Below are 2291 nucleotides of genomic sequence, written 5' to 3' on the forward strand. Positions count from 1 at the left end.
CTCCGGCCGCCCCCCCCCCCCCCCCACCAGCCCCCCCCCCGCCACAAAATTCTCGTGGGGGGCCGGCGACCCCCCCCGCGACGAGACCCTGCGGGAGTGCGGCTTCGGCGTGCTGCGCGAGCTGGCGTCGGTCGGCTACACCGGCGACGCGTACCACCGCAGCGGTTTCGTCTCGGCTCACCAGCGCATGCTCGCCGCGCTCTGGCGGGAGAGCCCGGTGCCGCGGCTGGCGCCCGGCGAGCGGCTGGCGACCATGGCCAGCCTGCTGCACCGCGACCGGGCGGGCCGCTCGCTGGTCGCCGAGCTGATCGCCGCGTCCGGGCTGCCGGCGGAGCGTTGGGCCGCGGCGTACCTGCGGGCCTACGTGCGCCCGGTCGTGCACTGCATCCTCCGGCACGACCTGGCCTTCATGCCGCACGGCGAGAACGTGATCATGGTGCTGGCCGGGCACGTGCCGGCGCGGGTGTTCATGAAGGACATCGGCGAGGAGGTCGCGGTGATGAGCGTCGACCGGCCGCTGCCGCCGGCGATCGAGCGCATCCGGATCGACGTGTCCGACGACATCAAGGCGCTCGCGCTGCACACCGACGTCTTCGACGGCTTCCTGCGGCACCTCGCCGGGATCCTCGACGGCGACGGCGTGCTGCCGTGGGACCGGTTCTGGGCCCTGGTCGCCGAGTGCGTCGAGGCCCACGCCGCGGACCACCCGGACCTGCGCGGGCGGCTCGCGCTGGCCCGGCCGGAGTTCAGGCACTCGTGCCTCAACCGCCTGCAGCTGCGCAACACGCTGCAGATGGTCGACCTCACGGACCAGGCCGGCTCGCTCATCTTCGCGGGCACGCTGGCCAACCCGATCGCGCCTCGATGAAGGTACGCCGCGACGACTGGGGCATCCCGCACCTGTGGGCGGCCGACGCGGACCGACTCGCCTACCTGCAGGGCGAGGTCACCGCGACGGACCGGGCGTGGCAGGTCGAGGTGGAGCGGCTGCGGTCGGAGGGCCGGCTGGCCGCCGTGCTCGGCCCGGCGGAGCTGCCGTGGGACCGGTTCGCCCGCCGGGCCCGGCTGGACGACACCGCCCGGCGGTGCTTCGCCCGGCTGGCCCCGGCGACCCGGCGCTGGGTCGAGGCCTATGTGGACGGCGTCAACGCGGGTCTCGAGATGGCGGACGCGCCGGAGTTCGCGGCCACCGGGACGCGGCCGGGCCGCTGGCGGCCCTGGACGCCGCTGGGCGTGTTCCTCGTGCAGCACGCGCTGTTCGGCACGTTCCCGCACAAGCTGTGGCGGGCCGACCTGGTCGCGGCGCTCGGCGACACGGCGCTGTTCACGGCCGCCGAGCCGGCCGGCTCCGGCAGCAACGCCTGGGCGGCCGACGGGGTGATCGCCGGCGACCCGCACCGGCTGCTCGAGCTGCCCGGCGTCTACCAGCAGATCGGCCTGGCGTGCCCGGAGTTCGACGTGGTCGGGCTGGCGTTCCCCGGCGTGCCGGGCGTGCCGCACTTCGGCCACGCCGGCGGCGTCGCGTGGGGGATCACCAACGCGATGGCCGACTACCAGGACCTCTACCGGGAACGGCTGCGCCGGCGCGACGGCGGCGTCGCGGTGCGCGGCCCGGGCGGCTGGCAGCCGGCAGACGTCCACATCGAGCACGTGGTGGTGCGGGACGCGGCGCCCGAGCCGGTCGAGGTGATCGAGACCCGGCGCGGGCCGGTGATCGACGTCGACCGGCGCACGGGCGAGGCGATCAGCCTGCGTACGCCCAGCCGCGCCACGGCCGCCCTCGGCTTCGACGCGCTGCTGCCGCTGCTGCGGGCCCGGAACACCGGCGACGTGGTGGCGGCGCTGCGGTCCTGGGTCGAGCCGGTCAACAGCGTGCTGGTGGCGGACCGGGCCGGTGACGTGCGGGAGTTGGTCGCGGGGCTCGTGCCGGTGCGCGACGAGCGGTGCCTGCGGGAGCCCGTGCCGGCGTGGGACGGCCGCTACGCCTGGCGCGGGTTCGCCGAGCTGCCCGCGGCCGCGGTGGACGGGGTGGCGGTGCACGCCAACGACCGCCGGGCGGCGGTGGCCGGGCTGGGCATCGACTTCGCGCCGCCGCACCGGGCGCGGCGGATCCGTTCCCTGATCGACGCGGGCACCGCGCCGGCCGCGATCCACACGGACACTGCCGGCGTGGTGCTGCGCGACCTGCTGGCGGCGGCCGGCGTGCGTGGGGAGGCGGCTCCTCGACCGGATCGACGCGGTCGTCGAGAAGGGCACCACCGAGATCTGGACGGTCCGGAACACCGACGGGC

2 protein-coding genes are annotated in these 2291 nt (G+C 76.2%); both read left to right on the plus strand.

Going from position 1 to position 2291, the window contains the following annotated elements:
• Nucleotides 1–88 precede the first annotated feature (88 nt).
• Nucleotides 89–868 carry an IucA/IucC family C-terminal-domain containing protein gene (locus AB0H87_RS40845; protein WP_360158944.1) on the plus strand — a complete coding sequence of 260 codons (780 nt, stop codon included), beginning with the start codon at nt 89–91 and terminating at the stop codon, nt 866–868.
• Nucleotides 865–2291, plus strand: a 1427-nt coding sequence (locus tag AB0H87_RS40850) for a penicillin acylase family protein (protein WP_360158941.1), incomplete at its 3' end; no start/stop codon positions are given. The genes AB0H87_RS40845 and AB0H87_RS40850, both read left to right, overlap by 4 nt.

Origin of the sequence: Asanoa sp. NPDC050611 (assembly GCF_040654855.1) — a bacterium.
Lineage (GTDB): Bacteria > Actinomycetota > Actinomycetes > Mycobacteriales > Micromonosporaceae > Asanoa.